The 13,719-nt window shown below is 69.5% G+C and carries 10 protein-coding genes and 1 tRNA gene; 2 read left to right on the forward strand and 9 right to left on the reverse strand.

Annotated elements, in window-relative coordinates:
• Positions 1–48 precede the first annotated feature (48 nt).
• The 3 genes from AQJ27_RS32080 to AQJ27_RS32090 form a co-directional block, all read right to left on the reverse strand.
• Positions 49–927, reverse strand: a complete 879-nt coding sequence (locus AQJ27_RS32080; RefSeq protein ID WP_067376141.1) for a Bax inhibitor-1/YccA family protein — start codon at positions 925–927, stop codon at positions 49–51.
• 197 nt (positions 928–1,124) lie between these two features.
• Positions 1,125–2,309, reverse strand: coding sequence for a 4-hydroxybenzoate 3-monooxygenase (locus AQJ27_RS32085; RefSeq protein WP_067376143.1), 1,185 nt, complete (start codon positions 2,307–2,309; stop codon positions 1,125–1,127).
• A gap of 239 nt (positions 2,310–2,548) precedes the next feature.
• Positions 2,549–2,631, reverse strand: a tRNA-Leu gene (locus tag AQJ27_RS32090).
• A gap of 413 nt (positions 2,632–3,044) precedes the next feature.
• Between AQJ27_RS32090 and AQJ27_RS32095 the strand changes: the two genes are divergently transcribed.
• Both AQJ27_RS32095 and AQJ27_RS32100 read left to right on the forward strand, forming a co-directional pair.
• Positions 3,045–3,815: an ABC transporter ATP-binding protein gene (locus tag AQJ27_RS32095; protein ID WP_054237271.1), complete on the forward strand. Its 771-nt coding sequence runs from the start codon at positions 3,045–3,047 to the stop codon at positions 3,813–3,815.
• Between the two features lie 140 nt (positions 3,816–3,955).
• Positions 3,956–6,484 carry an ABC transporter permease gene (locus tag AQJ27_RS32100; RefSeq protein ID WP_067376144.1) on the forward strand — a complete coding sequence of 843 codons (2,529 nt, stop codon included), beginning with the start codon at positions 3,956–3,958 and terminating at the stop codon, positions 6,482–6,484.
• A gap of 75 nt (positions 6,485–6,559) precedes the next feature.
• On the opposite strand, the gene AQJ27_RS32105 is transcribed toward AQJ27_RS32100, so the two are convergent.
• The 6 genes from AQJ27_RS32105 to eno all read right to left on the reverse strand — a co-directional run bounded on the left by AQJ27_RS32105 (position 6,560) and on the right by eno (position 13,712).
• A complete protein-coding gene (locus AQJ27_RS32105) occupies positions 6,560–7,861 on the reverse strand; it encodes an SAM-dependent methyltransferase (RefSeq protein ID WP_067376525.1) in 1,302 nt (433 codons plus the stop codon).
• Between the two features lie 375 nt (positions 7,862–8,236).
• Complete coding sequence (locus tag AQJ27_RS32110; protein ID WP_067376147.1) at positions 8,237–9,637, reverse strand: NAD(P)/FAD-dependent oxidoreductase; 1,401 nt, start codon at positions 9,635–9,637, stop codon at positions 8,237–8,239.
• Positions 9,638–10,125: 488 nt separating this feature from the next.
• On the reverse strand, positions 10,126–11,067 hold the full coding sequence (locus tag AQJ27_RS32115) for a Ppx/GppA phosphatase family protein (protein WP_067376149.1): 942 nt from the start codon (positions 11,065–11,067) through the stop codon (positions 10,126–10,128).
• A gap of 160 nt (positions 11,068–11,227) precedes the next feature.
• Positions 11,228–11,764 (reverse strand): DUF501 domain-containing protein, encoded by a 537-nt coding sequence (locus tag AQJ27_RS32120; protein WP_054237267.1) that lies wholly within the window; start codon positions 11,762–11,764, stop codon positions 11,228–11,230.
• Between the two features lie 83 nt (positions 11,765–11,847).
• Positions 11,848–12,324, reverse strand: coding sequence for an FtsB family cell division protein (locus AQJ27_RS32125; protein ID WP_067376151.1), 477 nt, complete (start codon positions 12,322–12,324; stop codon positions 11,848–11,850).
• Between the two features lie 101 nt (positions 12,325–12,425).
• Positions 12,426–13,712 (reverse strand): phosphopyruvate hydratase, encoded by a 1,287-nt coding sequence (gene eno / locus AQJ27_RS32130; protein WP_060897729.1) that lies wholly within the window; start codon positions 13,710–13,712, stop codon positions 12,426–12,428.
• Between the last annotated feature and the right edge of the window lie 7 nt (positions 13,713–13,719).

The following is a 13,719-nucleotide window of genomic DNA, read 5'->3' on the forward strand; positions in this document are numbered from 1 at the left end:
CGCGGGCCCTTCAGGTCGGTCACCGGCCCGTTCGGCCGGCGGGGTCGGCTAGTCGTCGCCGCTGAAGATGGCGACCAGCCGCAGCATCTCGACGTAGATCCACACGAGGGTCATGGTCAGGCCGAACGCGGCCAGCCAGGCCTCCTCCTTCGGCGCGCCGTACGCGATGCCGTCCTCGATCTGCTTGAAGTCGAGGGTCAGGAAGAACGCGCCGATCAGGATCGCCAGGATGCCGACGATCGCGCCCAGCGGGCCCATGCTGCGCAGTCCGCCGTCATTGGCCACGCCGAAGACGACGAGCAGCAGGTTGACCGCCGTGACGACCACGAAGGCGATCGCGATGGTCATACCGATGCGCGCGTACCGCGCGGTCACCCGGACCCAGCCCGCCTTGTAGACGAGGAGGGTCGCTCCGGATACCGCCATGGTGCCGAGCACGGCCTGGAAGGGCGCGCCGCTCCACCGGCTGTTGTACATCTCGCTGATGACCCCGAGGAAGACGCCCTCGAAGGCGGCGTAACCGAGGATCAGCGCGGGCGAGGCCGTGCGCTTGAAGGACTGCACCATCGCGAGGACGAACGCGACGAGCGCGGCGCCGATGGCGAGCCCGTAGCTGGTGCTGGACACCGGAAGCAGCGCCCAGGCGAGGATCGCGCCCACGGTGACGGTGCCGAGCGTCATGGCCGAGCGCATGACGACGTCGTCCATCGTCATCCGGCCGGTGGAGACCGGGGCCTGCGGCGGTGCGCCGTGCTGCAGGTCCTGCTGGGCGTAAGGGTTCTGCGCGTAGGGGTTGCCACCCTGGGCGTACGGGTTGGCCTGCGTGCCGACAGCGGGTCCCCCGGCCTGCGGCGCCGCGTTGAATCCCGCGTAGCCGTTGTCGCGGCTGAACCCCCGTCGCGAGAAGACCGGGTTGCTGCTCCTCATTTCACTCCTCCATGGCCACCGTGCGTGGCCTTGGCTCAAGGGTAATGGGTAGGCAAAGGATCGACCCTACTGCTTGGGGAGGATCTTTCCCTCACGCTGCCAAGGTACGCGTGTGTTTCCCGGCACGCGCGTACTGGTACCAAGCCGTGACAGGCCCCTTACGCCCTGCCTGGCGGGGTCTCGGGACTCCGCGGTGATCAGTCCAGAGGAAACCCGGTGTAACCCTCCGCCAGGTCCGTCCCGGCCGCCCGTGAGGTGGCGATCCGGCGCAGCCTGGCCAGCTGGACGCGGTCCTCGAAGGGGGTCGCGTCCGGGGCGCGGTGCAGCAGGGTGGTCATGTCGTACGAGAACCGTTCGGCCTGCCAGACGCGGCGCAGACAGGTCTCGGAGTACGCGTCGAGACGTTCCGCCGATCCGGTCTCCTCCAGGTGGACCAACGCGCGGGCGAACGTCACCACGTCACCGACGGCGAGGTTGAGTCCCTTGGCGCCGGTCGGCGGAACGATGTGGGCGGCGTCCCCGGCGAGGAAGAGCCGCCCGTACCGCATGGGCTCGTGGACGTGACTGCGCATCGGGGTGACGGACTTGGAGGTGATGGCCCCGCGCTCGAGACTCCACCCGTCGGCGGTCTCCAAGCGCCGCTCCAGCTCGTCCCAGATCTCCTCGTCCGCCCATGAACCGGCGTCCATGCCCTCGGGCACCTGGAGGTAGAGCCGGGAGACGTTGGGCGAGCGCATGCTGAGCAGGGCGAAGCCGCGGTCGTGGCGGGCGTAGACCAGTTCGTCGTGGGAGGGCGGCACGTCGGCGAGGATCCCGAGCCAGCCGAAGGGGTACGTCCGTTCGAATACACGGGAGTGCTCGGCGGGTATCGCCCGCCGGGCCACCCCCCAGAACCCGTCGCAGCCGACGACGTAATCGCACTCCAGCACGTCCTCACGCCCCTCACGCCCCTCACGCCGGAAGCGGACCCGCGGCCGCTCGCTCTCCGCCCCCTCCACCGCCAGCGCCTCGGCCTCGAAGAGCAGCGGGCCGCCCTCCTCGATCTGGAGCGCGATGAGGTCCTTGCAGACCTCCGTCTGGGCGTACACCATCACGGAGCTGCCGCCGGTCAGGGCGGGGAAGTCGACCCGGTGCCGCTCCCGCGCGAACCGCAGCTCGATCCCGTCGTGCCGCAGCCCCTCCCGGTCCATCCGCCCGCCGGCCCCGGCGGCCCGCAGCACGTCCACCGTCCCCTGCTCCAGGATCCCGGCACGCTGGCGCTGCTCGACGTACGCCCGGTCGCGGCTCTCCAGCACGACGGAGTCGATCCCCGCGTTGTGCAGCAACCGCGCGAGCAGCAGGCCGGCCGGCCCGGCTCCGATGATTCCGACGGTGGTACGCATCCGGCACGCCCCTTCGCGTTCCGCTCAGCCCGCAGCCCGGCTTGTTCGCCTGACGGCTCGTTCGTCTGACGGCCTGTTCGTCTGACGGCTCGTTCGCCCGACGAGCTTGTTCGCCTGGTGAAAATTACTTCACCATTTCCTGACGGGAGTCTGCGACGGCACGCGCTTGCTGTCAACGGTTCACGATGAAGTCGCCGAAGACGCCCCTGAGGGACGCAAAAGGACAGAAGGGTCGGAGGTGCCCGGAACCGGACTTGAACCGGTACGCCCGCGAGGGGCAGCGAGGTTTAAGCTCGCCGTGTCTGCATTCCACCATCCGGGCAGGCCATGGGCTCCGCATTGAGGTTCCGAGCCTATCGGGGCGCGTCCCTCGAACAGCGGACGAGCGAACCGATGTTGTCTTATTTTATTGACGTCTGAGGGTGCATCAGCCCCCGGTACGGGCCATCCGCACTTGCCAATAGCCTTTCGGGCGGCACAGACCCGCGTATACGGAATGACGGAATTTCACCGTCCGAACGGACGCACCCGCAGGAGTCGTACCCGCACGGCGCTCGGGAAGCACTCAGGGAGCACTCAGGGCGCGCCCTCATCCCCAGGTATGACAAGACCGTGCGCGGTCCGACCCGAGGCTGCCCCCGGAACCGGAACAGCGGCTGACTCCAAGGCGCCGAACGGCCGCGAGGATGGGACACGTCCCCAGAATCGCCGTCGTCCCGACAGGAGCACCCTCCCGTGACCAGCACGCCCCTCGCCGACCGGGCCACCACCGTGGCCGCCCGCGCCACGGAACTGTCGAAGGTCTACGGACAGGGCGAGACCCAGGTGGTCGCCCTCGACCGGGTCTCCGTCGACTTCCGGCAGGCCGAGTTCACCGCGATCATGGGCCCCTCGGGGTCCGGCAAGTCCACGCTGATGCACTGCGTGGCGGGCCTCGACACCTTCTCCTCCGGCTCCGTGCGCATCGGGGAGACCGAGCTCGGCTCCCTCAAGGACAAGCAACTCACCAAGCTCCGCCGGGACAAGATCGGCTTCATCTTCCAGGCGTTCAACCTGCTGCCGACGCTGACGGCCCTGGAGAACATCACCCTCCCGATGGACATCGCGGGCCGCAAGCCCGACCGCGAGTGGCTGGACAAGGTCATCACGATGATCGGTCTCTCCGACCGCCTCAGCCACCGGCCCTCCCAGCTCTCCGGCGGCCAGCAGCAGCGCGTCGCCGTAGCCCGCGCGCTCGCCTCCCGGCCCGACATCATCTTCGGCGACGAGCCGACCGGAAACCTCGACTCGCGCTCGGGTGCGGAGGTACTGGGCTTCCTGCGCAACTCGGTACGGGAGTTGGGGCAGACCGTGGTGATGGTGACCCACGACCCGGTGGCGGCGGCGTACGCGGACCGGGTGGTCTTCCTCGCGGACGGACGGATCGTGGACGAGGTGTACGGGCCGACGGCGGACTCCGTCCTGGACCGCATGAAGCAGTTCGACGCCAAGGGCCGCACCAGCTGACCGAGGGGTGACTCGCCCCTGACCGGGGCGCGGGGAACCGCGTGCCCAGCCCCCGCTCGCCCGCAGCCGACGGGCTCACCGCAGACACAGCCACACCCTCCGCCTGCCGACCGCCTCACCCTCCTGGACTGAGAAACCCCATGTTCCGAACCGCCTTGCGCAACGTGCTCGCGCACAAGGCCAGGCTCCTGATGACCGTGCTCGCCGTAATGCTCGGCGTGGCGTTCGTATCGGGCACCCTGGTCTTCACCAACACCATCTCCGACGCCTACCAGAAGAGCTCCGCCAAGGGCTTCGACCAGGTCGACGTCGCCATCCAGCCCAAGACCCAGGACGACAAGGGCGACAAGGTCGGCAAGGAGCAGAAGCTCACTCAGGCACTGCTCGAGAAGGCCTCCAAGGTCCCCGGCGCCGGCACCACCATGGGCGTCGTGACCGGCTTCACCGCGATAGCCGACAAGGACGGCAAACTCGTCGGCAGCGGCTTCCAGTCGCAGGGCGGCAACTACTGGGGCACCAAGGACGCCCGCTACCCGCTGACCAGCGGCCACGCGCCCAAGGGCAAGAACGAGGTCGCGATCGACTCGGAGACCGCGAGGCGCGCGGGCTACAAGGTCGGCGACACCGTACGACTGTCCGTCGACGGCCCCGTCCTCGCCCCCACCGTCGCCGGCGTCTTCAGCACCGACGACGGCAACGTCGCGGCCGGCGGCAGCCTCGCCCTCTTCGACACGGCGACCGCGCAGCAGCTCTTCCACCGCGTCGGCGAGTACGACGAGATCGACGTGAAGGCCGCGTCCGGCACCAGCCAGACCGCCCTGCGCGCCGCCCTCGACCAGGTCATCCCGCAGGGCGTCGCCTCCACCACCACCGGCAAGCAGCTCGCCGACGACCAGGCGAGCGCGATCGCCTCCGCGATGAGCGGCATGAAGACGGGCCTGCTGGTGTTCGCGGGCATCGCGCTGTTCGTCGGCACGTTCATCATCGCCAACACCTTCACCATGCTGGTCGCCCAGCGCACCAAGGAACTCGCCCTGCTGCGCGCCGTCGGCGCCTCCCGCCGACAGGTCACCCGCTCCGTGCTCGTCGAGGCCTTCCTCGTCGGCGCGGTCGCCGCGGTGGCGGGTCTGCTCGCGGGCATCGGCATCGGCGCGGGCATGCGCTCGCTGATGGGCTCGCTCGGCGCCACCGTCCCGGACGGCCCGCTGGTGATCTCGCCCGGCACGATCGCCACGGCCCTGCTCGTCGGCATCCTCATCACCATGCTGGCCGCGTGGCTGCCCGGCCGTCGCGCCGCGAGGATCCCGCCGGTCGCCGCGATGAGCAGCGTGCACGCACAGGCGACGACGAAGTCCTTGGTCGTACGGAACACGATCGGCGCCCTGTTCGCCGCGGCCGGCGTCGCCGTCGTCCTGTACGCGACGACCATGAGCGGCTCGGACGGCCAGGCCCCGATGGGTCTCGGCGCTGTCCTCCTCATCATCGGCGTCTTCGTGCTGACCCCGCTGCTCTCCCGCCCTCTGATCGCGGCCGCGGCCCCGGTGCTCCGTGTCTTCGGGGTCTCCGGCAAGCTGGCCCGCCAGAACTCGGTGCGCAACCCCCGCCGTACGGCCGCCACCGCCTCCGCCCTGATGATCGGGCTCACCCTGATCACCGGTATGACGGTGATGGCGGGCAGCCTGCAGAAGTCGATCGACAAGATGGCCAGCTCCGCGATCAAGGCGGACTACGTCGTGTCGATGGCGAACGGCGTCCCCCTCTCCCCGGACGTCGCGAAGACCCTCGCCGGCCTCGACGGTGTCACCGACACCAGCCCCCTGCGCACCTCCCCCTCGCGCATCGACGACACGTCCGAGCTGCTGGCGGGCGTGAACGGTGGGTCCATCGCCAAGCTCACCGACCTCACGCTCGACGAGGGCGCCTTCAAGGTCGGCGGCACGCAGGTCGTCGTGGACGACGACACCGCCAAGTCGCACGGCTGGAAGGCCGGTTCGGACCTCACGGTCTCCTACGAGGACGGCAAGAAGCAGCGCCTCACCGTCGCCGGGATCTACCACGGCAACCTGATGATCAACGGCATCATGGTCGACAACGCGACGCTCGCCCCACACCTGACGGACGTCGCCGACATGCAGGTCATGCTGAAGACGGCCGGCGGCACGTCCGACGCGACCAAGAACAAGCTGGAGAAGGCCCTCGGCAAGAACCCGGCCATCCGGGTCCAGGACAAGAAGGACATCTCCAACGGCATCGCGCAGATGTTCACCCTGATCCTGAACATGCTCTACGGCCTGCTCGCCATGGCGGTCATCGTCGCCGTCCTCGGTGTCATCAACACCCTGGCCATGTCGGTCTTCGAGCGCTCCCAGGAGATCGGGATGCTTCGCGCGATCGGCCTCGACCGCAAGGGCATCAAGCGGATGGTCCGCCTGGAGTCCCTGGTCATCTCGCTCTTCGGCGGCGTGCTCGGCATCGGCCTGGGCGTGTTCTTCGGCTGGGCGGCCGGCGAGCTCGTCGGCAGCAGGATGTCGACGTACGAACTGGTCCTGCCATGGGACCGGATGGCCCTCTTCCTGCTCCTCGCGGGAACGGTCGGCGTGCTGGCCGCGCTGTGGCCGGCCCGCCGGGCGTCCCGCCTGAACATGCTGTCGGCGATCAAGTCGGAGTAGCGGCGCAGGACCTGTCACGAACGTCGGGGCCCCGTTCCGGATCGGAACGGGGCCCCGGTCGTCGGCGGACCACGGTCAGTGGGACGGGTTCCAGGTTCTGGCCCGCAGGGGCATTCCGGAAGCACCGGAGGGCTCGGGGGTCCTGACCGCCAGTACCTGGTTGACGCCGATGCGGTTGCGCTCGAAGGCGACCGCGGAGGCCGCCATGTACAGACGCCAGACACGGGCGCGGCCCGGACCGGTGAGCGCCACGGCCCGCGCCCACTGCGCCTCCAGGTTGGTGACCCAGCGGCGGAGCGTGAGGGCGTAGTGCTCGCGGATCGACTCGACGTCGCGGACCTCGAACCCGGCGCGTTCCAGCTGGGTGACGGTCGTGCCGATGGGCGCGAGCTCGCCGTCGGGGAAGACGTAGGCGTCGATGAACTCGTCGACGTCGTACGCCGATTCGTCCCGCCGGGGCGGCCGTGCGATCTGGTGGTTGAGCAACCGCCCGCCCGGCTTGAGGAGGCGGTACAGCACCTCGGCGTACTCCAGGTAGCGCTCGGCGCCCACGTGTTCGGCCATGCCGATGGAGGAGATCGCGTCGTACGGCCCGTCGGCGACGTCCCGGTAGTCCTGCACCCGGATCTCCACCCGGTCGGTCAGCCCCTCGTCCGCGACCCGCTTACGGGCGTATGCGGCCTGCTCGTGCGAGAGCGTGACCCCGACGACGCTCACGCCGTGCTCGCGGGCGGCGTGGATCGCCATCGAGCCCCAGCCGCAGCCCACGTCGAGGAGTCGCTGGCCCGGCCTCAGATCGAGCTTCTGCGCGATGAGTTCCAGCTTGTCGCGCTGGGCGTCCTCGAGCGTTCCGCCGTCCTCCCAGTAGGCGCACGAGTAGACCATCGAGGGCCCGAGGACGATCTCGTAGAAGTCGTTGCCCACGTCGTAGTGGTGGCTGATGGCGCGCTGGTCGCTGCGCTTGGTGTGGAGGTGGCGGCGGCGCCTGCGCATCTCTTCCTGGGGCGGGCTGGGCGGCAACGGGAGGCCGCCCATCTTCACCAGTCCGCGGACGGCGGCCCGTACCTCCGGATCGCGCAGGGCCTCCGCGAGGCCCCGCGCGTCCTCGCCCCGGTCCCAGACGAGCCCCGACAGCAGATCGAGCGCGGTGTAGAGGTCGCCCTCCACCCCCAGGTCCCCGGCGACCCAGGCCCGGGCGAGCCCCACCTCACCCGGTTTCCACAGCAGCCGGCGCAGGGCGCGCCGGTTGCGGACGACAACGGCGGGGGCGCCTGGAGGGCCCGCTTCCGAGCCGTCCCAGGCGCGGATGCGCATCGGGAGCGGGGCCCCCACCAACTGTTCGACAAGGCTCTTCAGCCGCAGCGCGGCGTCCTGCATGGCGTACACCTCCGAGACAACACTCCCGAACGCTCCAACACCACGTAAACACCAACTGGCCTCGCGCGCAGTCCCCCTTCCGCGTTACAGCTGAGCAAAATACTTGTACCCACCACGTTCTTCCGCCCCCGCCGCCCCTACCCTCCCCCAAGCTCTCGGCTTCGCTCGAGCAGTGAAGATGCGCGCAGCGCCCCTTCAGGGGCGCGGGGAACTGCGCGACCAGCCCCCACCGGTCGTCGGCCAAAAGACGAAGGGCGGACGGGGGATGCGGGGCGAAGCCCCCGCCCCAGGCAGAGAACTCGCCCCCAACGCCAGAGGGACCCCCCGCACCACGGATGGCGGGAGGTCCCTCAGGGACGAACAGGTGACCGGAGGTCAGGAGGCCTTGGCCTTCTCCTCGGTCTTGGCGGCGGCCGGAGCCGCGGCGGCAGCCGGAGCCGGAGCCGGCTTCGCAGCCTCGTAGAACTCCTCACGAGGAGTCTCGATCGCACCGAGCGAGACGACCTCACGCTTGAGGAACATCGCGAGCGTCCAGTCGGCGAAGACGCGGATCTTACGGTTCCACGTCGGCATCGCCAGCCCGTGGTAGCCGCGGTGCATGTACCAGGCCAGGCGACCCTTGACCTTGATCTTCATCTTGCCCATGACGATCATGGCGACGCCCTTGTGCAGGCCGAGACCCGCGACAGCGCCCTTGTTGGCGTGCGAGTACTCCTTCTGCGGGAAGCCCCGCATACCGGAGACCACGTTGTCGCCGAGGACCTTCGCCTGACGGAGCGCGTGCTGCGCGTTCGGCGGGCACCAGGCGTTCTCGACCCCGGCCTTGCGCGCGGCGACGTCCGGCACCTGGGCGTTGTCGCCGGCGGCCCAGATGTAGTCCGTGCCCTGCACCTGGAGGGTGGTCTGGGTGTCCACGTGACCACGCGGGCCGAGCGGCAGACCGAAGCGGGAGAGGACGGGGTTCGGCTTGACGCCGGCCGTCCACACGATGGTGTTGGAGTCGACCTCGAGGCCGTTCTTCAGCACGACGTGGCCGTCGACGCAGGAGTCCATGGAGGTGGAGAGGTAGATCTCCACGCCACGGCCCTCCAGGTGCTCCTTGCCGTACTGGCCGAGCTTGGGGCCGACCTCGGGGAGGATCTTGTCCGCGGCGTCGACGAGGATGAAGCGCATGTCCTCGCGGGACACGTTGGTGTAGTACTTCGACGCGTCGCGGGCCATGTCCTCGACCTCGCCGATGGTCTCCGCACCCGCGAAGCCACCCCCCACGAAGACGAAGGTGAGCGCCTTGCGGCGGATGTCCTCGTCCGTGGTCGAGTCAGCCTTGTCGAGCTGCTCGAGGACGTGGTTGCGCAGGCCGATGGACTCCTCGATGCCCTTCATACCGATGCCCTGTTCGGCGAGGCCGGGGATCGGGAAGGTGCGGGAGACCGCGCCCATCGCGATGACGAGGTAGTCGAAAGGCAGCTCGTACGCCTCGCCCACGAGGGGGGCGATCGTGGCGACCTTGCGGTCCTGGTCGATGGTGGTGACCCGGCCGGTGAGGACCTCCGCCTTGGGCAGGACGCGTCGCAACGGGACGACGACATGCCGAGGGGAGATGCTGCCGGCGGCGGCTTCGGGGAGGAAGGGCTGGTAGGTCATGTACGACCGGGGGTCGACGACCGTGACGGTCGCCTCGCCGTAGCGCATCTTCTTGAGAATGCGCCGAGCTGCGTACAGGCCTACGTACCCACCGCCTACTACGAGGATCCTGGGACGCTCCGTGGTGCTCATGCCATCGAGTATCCACCCGCCCCTGGAGGGTCGCTCGTGCGCCCCTTCACAAGCTTGGGTGAGCCCTCTGCTACACTGCGCCGCTCACGTGACCCAGGTCATGGCGGCGAGGGGGAACCACCGTGTAGTGGCGACCGTTGTCAACACCGCGTGAGCTGCCGCTCCGGGTGTCCGAACCGGTCGAACCACCCCTCCGCTTCACCCGCCGGAAACACTCCCGGAACACTCCGTTGAGCACCCTCCCGAGCCTGGTGAGCCCCCCAGGAGCACTCAAGGGGGCTCGTCGTCCCCCCACAGGGCCGAATTCCTTGTGAAGAACTTCACGAAGTTTTCCGGCGGCGTGTCGCCGAGAGGGTCCGAATGGCCCCCTGGGCGCGCTCATACGTTATCCGACCTGCTCAAGGGAGGCTACCAGCGGGTAGTAAAGGCTCCCCCGCCTCGGAAACCGCACTCGGAAACGCCACCCTCGGCCCCGTCCGGTCAGCCCCTCACGCGATGGACCACGCGATCCCGTCCAGGATGTCGTGTTCGCTCACCACGACCTCCGCCGCACCGATCCGCTCCATGATCGCGAGCAGGACGAGGGCGCCGGCGGCGATGACGTCGACGCGCCCCGGGTGCATGGAAGGGATCGCGGCGCGTTCGGCGTGGGTGGAGGCCAGCAGCCGCTCGGTGATCTCGCGGACCTTCTCGTACGGGATCCGGGAGTGGTGGATGGCGGCCGAGTCGTAGGCGGGGAGGTCCAGCGCGACGGCCGCGACCGTGGTGACCGAACCCGCGAGGCCGACGAGCGTGTGGGCCTCGCGCAACGGGACCGTCCGCTCGGCGAGGTCGAGGGCCGCCTCGATGTCGGCGCGGATGGCCTCGATCTCGGCGGGGGTCGGCGGGTCGCTGACGACCCCGTCGTGCACGAGGTGCCGCTCGGTCATCCGTACGCAGCCGATGTCCACGGAGCGGGCGGCGCGCACGTGGTCGTCACCGACGACCAGTTCGGTGGAGCCGCCGCCGATGTCCACGACCAGGTAGGGCCTGGCGAGGTCGTCCCGGCCCGTCAGTTCCTTGGTCGCGCCGGTGAAGGAGAACTCGGCCTCCTCGTCGCCGGTGATGACCTCGGGCTCGACGCCCAGGATGTCCAGCACGCCGCGTACGAACTCGTCCCGGTTCTCCGCGTCACGGGAGGCGGAGGTCGCCACGAAGCGCAGTCGCTCCGCGCCGTGCCGCTTGATGATCGCCGCGTACTCGCGGCAGGCCGCGAAGGTGCGCTCCAGGGCCTCGGGGGCGAGGCGTCCGGTGCGGTCGACGCCCTGACCGAGCCGGACGATCGTCATCCGGCGGTCCAGATCGACGAGTTCCCCCGTCACCGGGTTCGCGTCGGCGACGAGGAGGCGGATCGAATTCGTACCGCAGTCGATGGCGGCGACCCTGGTCATCGGTTGTTGTCTCCTGCTCGTGAATTCGTTTCGACGACGCGCGACCGGGCCCGTGGCCCGGGGCGAAGCCCCGTCTTGGGGGGCGCGGGGAACCGCGCGCCCAGCCCCCACCCACCCGCAGACAGAACACCACGCACCGGGAGGAGGGAGCGCAGCCCCCTCACTCCCCCTCGGACGGCGGCTCCGCCGCCACCACGCACGCACCCTTGCGCCACCACTCCGGCAGCATCGCGATCGCCTCGTCGCCCAGCGGATTCACCCCGGGCCCCGCGGCCAGCGAGTGCGCCACCAGCACATGCAGACACTTCACCCGGTCCGGCATCCCACCGGCGCTCGGAAAGCCCGCCAGTACCTCGATGGCGTCGCGCCGCGCGATGTAGTCCTCGTGGGCGGCCCGGTACGCGGCGGCCAGCTCGGGGTCGGTCGCCAGCCGGTCCGTCATCTCCTTCATCACCCCGTTGGCCTCCAGCGTGCCGATCGCGGAAGCCGCGCGCGGGCACGTGAGGTAGTACGTCGTCGGGAAGGGCGTACCGTCCGGCAGCCGGGGCGCCGTCTCCACCACGTCCGGCTGGCCGCAGGGACAGCGGTGGGCGATCGCCCGCAGCCCGCGCGGCGGCCGGCCGAGCTGTTGCTTGAAGGCCTCGACGTCCGCGTCGGTCGGCTCGGTGCGCGGGGTGGGCGGCGGGGGCGTTTCCATGCCTGTGCTCAAGTCTCTTTCTTCTTCAATTCACCGGTTCACCGGTCGTCAGGTCACCGGTCGTCAGGTCACCGGCCATCAGGTCACCGGTCGGAGTGGTCCGACTTGTCGACGCCGTCCCAGACGTTGGCGTACCAGGGGCGGGCTGCCACCCCCAGATCCGTACGCGACTGCTTCGCCGCGTCCGGGTCGATCACGATGTATCCGGTCTCGCCCGGCATCACATAGTGCAGCCGTTCCCGGATCTGCTGCTTCGCGTACGCGTCGTCCTGCCAGCGCGCCTTGAGGTCACGCAGCTGTTCGACCCGGGCGCGGGCCTGCTCCTGCTGTCGCTCCAGATCGGCGATCTCGGCGCGCTGGGACACGTACTGCCTTATCGGGTACGCGAGGGCCACGATCAGAGAACAGAGTACGAGAGCCAGCAGCGCGGCGCGGCCGGTCAGGCGTGAGCGGCGGGCCTGGCGCTTGGTCTGCGAGCGGTAGACCCGGGCCGCCGTCTGCTCGCCGAGCAGCTTCAGCCTGGTCGCGGTGGAGAACCGGTCCCGGTCCTTCACGGCCATGTCCCGCCTCCCGTTCACACGCGCGTACGTCCCCGGACACGGTACGGGACCGGGTACGGGGACGTACGTACGACTGGCTAAGGCTTGACCCTCCGCGGGTGTCAGCCCTTGAAGCGCGGGAAGGCGCTGCGGCCCGCGTACACCGCGGCGTCGTCGAGGATCTCCTCGATGCGCAGCAGCTGGTTGTACTTGGCGACGCGGTCCGAGCGGGCCGGGGCACCGGTCTTGATCTGACCGCAGTTCACCGCGACGGCGAGGTCGGCGATGGTGACGTCCTCGGTCTCGCCGGAGCGGTGCGACATCATGCACTTGAAGCCGTTGCGCTGGGCCATCTCGACGGCGTCCAGGGTCTCGGTCAGCGAACCGATCTGGTTGACCTTGACGAGCAGGGCGTTCGCGGAGCCCTCCTCGATGCCGCGGGCCAGGCGCTCCGGGTTGGTGACGAAGAGGTCGTCGCCGACGATCTGGACCTTGTCGCCCAGCTTCTCGGTGATGACGTTCCAGCCGGCCCAGTCGTCCTCGTACAGCGGGTCCTCGATGGAGACGAGCGGGTACGCGGAGACGAGCTCCTCGTAGTACTCGGTCATCTCGGCGGCCGAGCGGGACTTGCCCTCGAACTCGTACTTGCCGTCCTTGTAGAACTCGGACGCGGCGACGTCGAGCGCGAGCGCGATCTGCTCACCGGGGATGTAACCGGCCTGCTTGATGGCCTCGAGGATGAGGTCGAGCGCGGCGCGGTTCGACTCCAGGTTCGGGGCGAAGCCGCCCTCGTCGCCCAGGCCGGTGGACAGGCCCTTGGTCTTCAGCACCTTCTTGAGGGTGTGGTAGACCTCGGCGCCCCAGCGCAGGGCCTCGGAGAAGGACTCCGCGCCGATCGGGGCGATCATGAACTCCTGGATGTCCACGTTGGAGTCGGCGTGCGAGCCGCCGTTCAGGATGTTCATCATCGGAACGGGCAGCAGGTGCGCGTTCGGGCCGCCCAGGTAGCGGAAGAGGGGGAGGTCGGACGCCTCGGAGGCGGCGTGCGCGACGGCGAGCGAGACGCCGAGGATGGCGTTGGCGCCGAGCGAGCCCTTGTTGTCGGTGGCGTCCAGGTCGAACATCGCCTGGTCGATCAGGCGCTGCTCGGTGGCGTCGTAACCGACGAGCTCCGGGCCGATCTGCTCGATGACGGCGAGGACGGCCTTCTCGACACCCTTGCCGCCGTAACGGTTGGGGTCACCGTCACGCAGCTCGATGGCCTCGAAGGCGCCGGTGGACGCGCCGGACGGAACGGCGGCACGACCCGTGCTGCCGTCGTCGAGGCCGACCTCGACCTCGACCGTGGGGTTGCCTCGGGAGTCCAGGATTTCCCGGGCTACGACGACGTCGATGGACGGCACGAGCATCTCCTTC

The organism is Streptomyces olivochromogenes, assembly GCF_001514115.1.
GTDB lineage: Bacteria > Actinomycetota > Actinomycetes > Streptomycetales > Streptomycetaceae > Streptomyces > Streptomyces olivochromogenes.

What these genes read in the sequence shown, in the direction of transcription:
- AQJ27_RS32080 (WP_067376141.1), bottom strand. Translation starts at nt 927, where the DNA reads ATGAGGAGCAGCAACCCGGTCTTCTCGCGACGGGGGTTCAGCCGCGAC.
- AQJ27_RS32085 (WP_067376143.1), bottom strand. Translation starts at nt 2,309, where the DNA reads ATGCGTACCACCGTCGGAATCATCGGAGCCGGGCCGGCCGGCCTGCTG.
- AQJ27_RS32100 (WP_067376144.1), top strand. Translation starts at nt 3,956, where the DNA reads ATGTTCCGAACCGCCTTGCGCAACGTGCTCGCGCACAAGGCCAGGCTC.
- AQJ27_RS32105 (WP_067376525.1), bottom strand. Translation starts at nt 7,861, where the DNA reads ATGCAGGACGCCGCGCTGCGGCTGAAGAGCCTTGTCGAACAGTTGGTG.
- AQJ27_RS32110 (WP_067376147.1), bottom strand. Translation starts at nt 9,637, where the DNA reads ATGAGCACCACGGAGCGTCCCAGGATCCTCGTAGTAGGCGGTGGGTAC.
- AQJ27_RS32115 (WP_067376149.1), bottom strand. Translation starts at nt 11,067, where the DNA reads ATGACCAGGGTCGCCGCCATCGACTGCGGTACGAATTCGATCCGCCTC.
- AQJ27_RS32120 (WP_054237267.1), bottom strand. Translation starts at nt 11,764, where the DNA reads ATGGAAACGCCCCCGCCGCCCACCCCGCGCACCGAGCCGACCGACGCG.
- AQJ27_RS32125 (WP_067376151.1), bottom strand. Translation starts at nt 12,324, where the DNA reads ATGGCCGTGAAGGACCGGGACCGGTTCTCCACCGCGACCAGGCTGAAG.
- eno (WP_060897729.1), bottom strand. Translation starts at nt 13,712, where the DNA reads ATGCTCGTGCCGTCCATCGACGTCGTCGTAGCCCGGGAAATCCTGGAC.